General features: G+C 56.5%; 2 protein-coding genes. Both read left to right on the top strand.

Features of this window, described 5'->3' with window-relative positions:
* A partial coding sequence (locus VEH04_01110) for a DNA topoisomerase III (protein ID HYG21349.1) occupies nt 1-2,628 on the top strand: 2,628 nt, incomplete at its 5' end.
* Between the two features lie 14 nt (nt 2,629-2,642).
* The gene (locus tag VEH04_01105) at nt 2,643-3,644 is read left to right on the top strand and encodes a tyrosine recombinase XerC (GenBank protein HYG21348.1); all 1,002 of its coding nucleotides are present in this window, start codon (nt 2,643-2,645) and stop codon (nt 3,642-3,644) included.
* The last annotated feature ends 1,511 nt before the right edge of the window (nt 3,645-5,155 follow it).

The following is a 5,155-nucleotide window of genomic DNA, read 5'->3' as shown; positions in this document are numbered from 1 at the left end:
GTCATCCCGCCGCATTTTGACCTCCGCCCCATCGAGAAGAGCGAAAGCCGCCTCAAAGCCATCACGAAGCTGCTGAAGCGGAAGGACATCGATGCCCTGATCAATGCGTGCGACGCCGGGCGCGAAGGGGAATTGATTTTTCGCAACATCGTCAAATACACGGGATCCAAGCTCCCCATCCAGCGGCTGTGGCTCCAATCCATGACGCCCGCCGCGATTCGCGAAGGATTCGCCAAGCTCCGCGATGATCAATCCATGCTCCCGCTCGCGGAGGCCGCGTTCAGCCGGTCGGAAGCGGACTGGCTCGTGGGAATCAACGGCACGCGGGCCATGACCGCGTTCAATTCAAAGTCCGGCGGCTTTTTCAAAACAACCGTCGGCCGGGTCCAGACTCCAACGCTGGCAATCGTCGTCGAACGCGAACAAAAAATTCGCAAGTTCGTTTCGCGGGATTATTGGGAAGTGATAGGCACTTTCGAAGCCGCGGCGGGGCAGTATTTGGGCCGTTGGTTCGACGAGAAATTTGTCCGGCCCGATAAGGAGGGCGATGCCGAACTGAAGCCGGAACGCCTGTGGGATCGCGCGCGCGCGGAAGCGTTGCGGGATAAATGTGTGGGCAAACCGGGCGTGGTCACAGAAGAGAGCAAGCCGACGACATCGATGTCGCCGCTCCTGTATGATCTCACCAGCCTGCAGCGAGACGCCAACTCGCGGTTTGGATTCAGCGCGAAAAACACACTGGGCCTTGCGCAGGCGCTGTACGAAAAGCACAAGGTCCTGACCTATCCAAGAACCGACTCTCGCGCGCTGCCCGAAGATTATATTGGCACCGTGCAGAATGTGCTGGGGATGCTCGCGGAAACACCATACGGCGGGTTTGCAGACACCGTGCTGAAGAGCGGCTGGGTGAAGCCCAACAAGCGCATTTTCAACAACGCAAAAATTTCAGATCATTTTGCCATCATTCCCACGACGCAGGCCCCGCGCGGGTTGAGCGAGCCCGAGCAAAAGCTCTACGACATGGTGACGAAACGATTCCTCGCCATTTTTTATCCCGCGGCGGAATTCCTGGAAACCACACGCATCACACGGGTCGAAGGCGAGGCTTTCAAGACGAGCGGAAAAGTCCTGGTGACGCCCGGCTGGCTGGCGGTTTACGGCAAGGAGGCGCAGAACGAAGATGCGACTGCAAATCTTGTGGCTGTGACGCCGAATGAAGCTGTGGCGACTCGCGAAGTGGAGGTGAAACACAGCCAGACCAAGCCGCCGCCACGGTATACGGAAGCGACGCTCCTGAGCGCGATGGAAGGCGCGGGGAAACTGGTCGAGGACGATGAACTGCGGGAGGCGATGCGCGAGAAGGGGTTGGGCACGCCAGCGACCCGCGCGGCGATCATCGAAGGCCTGATCCTTGAGCAATATATTCAACGCAACGCACGGGAGTTGCAGGCGACGGCGAAGGCGTTTTCGCTGATGGAATTGCTGAACGGCCTGGGGGTTCCAGAGCTGACGCGGCCCGAGTTGACGGGCAATTGGGAATTCAAACTGCACCAGATCCAGAAGCGCCAGAAGAGCCGCGACGAATTCATGTCGGAGATCGCGGAGATGACGCGGCACATCGTTGATCGCGCCAAGCAGTATGAATACGACACGATTCCCGGCGACTTCGGCGTGCTGAAAACGCCGTGCCCGAAATGCGGAGGCGAGGTGCACGAGCGCTACAAGCAATTCCAGTGCGTGAAGTGCGATTTCGCGGTTTGGAAGATCCTTTGCAGCCGCATGTTTGAACCCGCGGAAGTCGAGAAGCTGATCACCGAAAAACAAATCGGCCCGATCCAGGGATTTCGCAGCAAGCAGGGATTTCCCTTCGCGGCCGTTCTGAAGCTTTCGCCTGAAGCGAAAGTGGAGTTTGATTTTGGCCAGGACCAAAAGGATGGAAATGGCGAAGGCGCCGCCCCCGTGGATTTCACAGGCAAGGAACCGCTCGGCACCTGCCCAAAGTGTGGCGCGCGCGTGTTTGATGGCGGGATGAATTACGTCTGCGAGAAATCGGTTGGACCGGGCAAGACGTGCGATTTCAAGACGGGGAAAATCATCCTGCAGCAGAACGTCGAGCCCGTGCAGGTCACCAAGCTTCTGGCGGAGGGAAAGACAGATCTCCTGCGCAATTTCGTATCGAAGAAGACAGGCCGGAAGTTTGAAGCGTTCCTGGCGTTGAAAGATGGAAAGGTGACCTTTGAGTTCGCGCCTCGCGTTCGCAAGGGAAAGGCTGCCAACGGTGCTGCCAAGGAACCAGCGCCCAAGCTCGATTTCACGGGGATGACCCCGATCGGCCAATGTCCCAAATGCAAGGGTCGGGTCTTCGAAACGGAGGACGCCTATCTCTGCGAGAATTCGCAGGCGGAAAAGAGGCCATGCAAGTTCAAGATCGGAAAGCAGATTCTGCAACGTCCCGTTGATCGCGAACAGGCGCAGAAATTGTTGACTGCGCGCCGGACGGATCTGCTGGACCAATTTATTTCCAAGGCGGGCAAGCCGTTCTCGGCCTTTCTCCAGTTGGATGATTCGGGAAAGGTGACGTTTGATTTTCCGCCTCGCGATGAAGAAAGCCAGGCCCGCGTAGAGTAAGGAAACGCCTCCGGATGAGCCGCGCCCCCATTGCGCCGGATGAGCAGCCCAAGGATTCTCCGCTGCCTGATCTTCCCGAAGATCCACATCTGCGCGAGTTCCTTCGACACCTTGCGATCGATCGCGACGCGTCCGTTTACACGCAGCGCAATTACCGCGATGCATTGTTGGAATTCTGTAACTGGCATCGACAGGAACGCAACGCGGCGCCGGACTGGGCGGGTTTGCAGCGCGACGATTTCCGTTCGTTCCTTCGGTTTCTGGGCCGCAAACAACTCGGCCGCGCAGCCATTCAGCTTCGATTCTCCGCATTGCGCACGTTTTACAAGTTTCTCGTGCGCCGTGGTGCCGTCCAAACCTCGCCTGTCCGGAACCTTGCCTTACCCAAGCTTGCCAAGCGCCTGCCAAAGTATTTAACCGCGGATCAAATGCTGTCGCTTCTGAACGCTCCGCTTGCGCCGTTGTCACCGCGTGAGAGCAAAGCAAGGAAACGGGGGCGTCCGATTGGGGCGACGATTTGCTACCGCGACGTGGCAATTCTGGAAACGATTTACTCCTGCGGCTTGCGGGTGAGCGAGTTGTGCGGGTTGCGCGTTGAGGATATTGATGCGCCAGAGCAGCTGGTTCGTGTTCGTGGGAAAGGCAAGAAGGAGCGGATGGTGCCGATCGGGGAGCCTGCGTTAAAAGCGATTGAAACCTATTGGAGCCTTCTGCCGAACCGTCCGGCCGGCGCGGACCCAGTTTTTCTAGCTGAAAAACCGGAACCCACGGCGGTTGCCCCGTACGTGTTGCAAACGCGATTGAAGAAACATCTTGCCACGGCGGGATTGGATCCCTCGTTGACGCCGCACAAGTTGCGTCACAGTTACGCGACGCACCTGCTGGACGCGGGCGCGGATTTGCGGAGCGTTCAGGAATTGCTGGGCCACGCGCATCTGGTCACGACGCAGGTTTACACGCATGTGACCACCGAGCGGCTCAAAAAGGTTTACGACCAGGCGCATCCGCGCGCCTGAGGCGGAGGCGACATTCAGCAGGAGCAAGGAGAGAAAGCGTCGGGCAGAGGGTCCGCTCAAATGATCATCCCAACGCGGTCCGAAGCCGCAGACATTTACCACGCATGGAAACTGATGCACCGGGATCAGCAGATGAAATGAATAACCACGAATCATACGAATCACACGAAATCAGATTGGAAATTTACGAAAACAGCGTAATTGGCGTAAAACCGTTTTCCGTTTCAATGCTTGACCCTCTCCCCCTCTTCCGAGCGCAGCCGGAGGAGGGGGCCGGGGGGAGGAGGAACGTTTCATCTTTTCATCTGCCTCACCAACCATCTTCCTCTGCTATCTCTGCGTCCTCCTGTTGAAATCCCGTTTGCCAACGGATCAGTAGAAGAATGGCAAACCACGAATCACACCAATCACACGAAATCGGATTGGAAATTTACGGAAAGCAGCGTAATTGGCGTACAAACGTCTTCCGTTTCAATGCTTGTCCCTCTCCCCCTCTTCCGAGCGCAGCCGGAGGAGGGGGCCGAGGGGAGGAGGAACGTTTCATCTTTTCATCTGCCTCACCAACCATCTCCTCTGCTATCTCTGCGTCCTCTTCAAATACCGTTTGCCCACGGATCAGAAGAAGAATGGCAAAACCACGAATCACACCAACCACACGAAATCGGATTGGAAATTTACGGAAAGCAGCGTAATTGGCGTAAAACCGTTTCCCTTTCAATCCGTGTCCCTCTCCCCCTCTTCCGGGCGCAGCCGGAGGAGGGGGCCGGGGGGAGGAGGAACGTTTCATTTTTCCATCTACTTCACCAACCATCTTCCTCTGCTATCTCTGCGTCCTCCTGTTCAAAAGTCCGTGTCCCCACGCGTCAGCAGAGAATTAGAAAACCACGAATCACACCAACCACACGAAATCGGCAGCAGGCAATTCGCGCAAATTGGCGTAATTCGCGTAAACCCGTTTGCCTTCTCTTCCTGCGTCGAGTCAACGCGAATCCGAACACCAAACGCAAAGCTTTGCCCGTAGTCTTCCTCTGCTATCTCTGCGTCCTCCTGTTCAAAAGTCCGCGTTCCCACGGGTCAGCAGAGAATTAGAAAACCACGAATCACACCAACCACACGAAATCGGCAGCAGGCAATTCGCGCAAATTCGCGTAATTTGCCTAAACCCGCTTTTCCATTTACCCCCGACGGTGGCGCGAAACTGTGGACAACGTTCCGAAACGTAGGTTCGCGTGCCACGATCTAAGAATCAGCACCAGAATCTTACGTCACCGCCACAAAACTTAGGACAACGCTCCGAAAACGTAAGGTAGAGCACCCAACTCGTAAGTTTAGGCCTGAAATCGTAAGACAACGCTCCGAAATCGTAAGGCAGAGCACCCCAATCGTAGGACAACGCCCCGAAATCCTAATTCCTAGCACTAAATCTTAGGTTCAACCGGCCAAAACCTAGGTTCCAGCACCTGAAACGTAAGTTCAGGGACCAAATCGTAGGTTTCCCCACCGAAAACGTA

The sequence above is a fragment of the Verrucomicrobiia bacterium genome (genome assembly GCA_035629175.1).
GTDB lineage: Bacteria > Verrucomicrobiota > Verrucomicrobiia > Limisphaerales > DASXHY01 > DASXHY01.
Note: the sequence above shows the minus strand (reverse complement) of the source record. Positions and strands in the feature narration are given on the sequence as shown.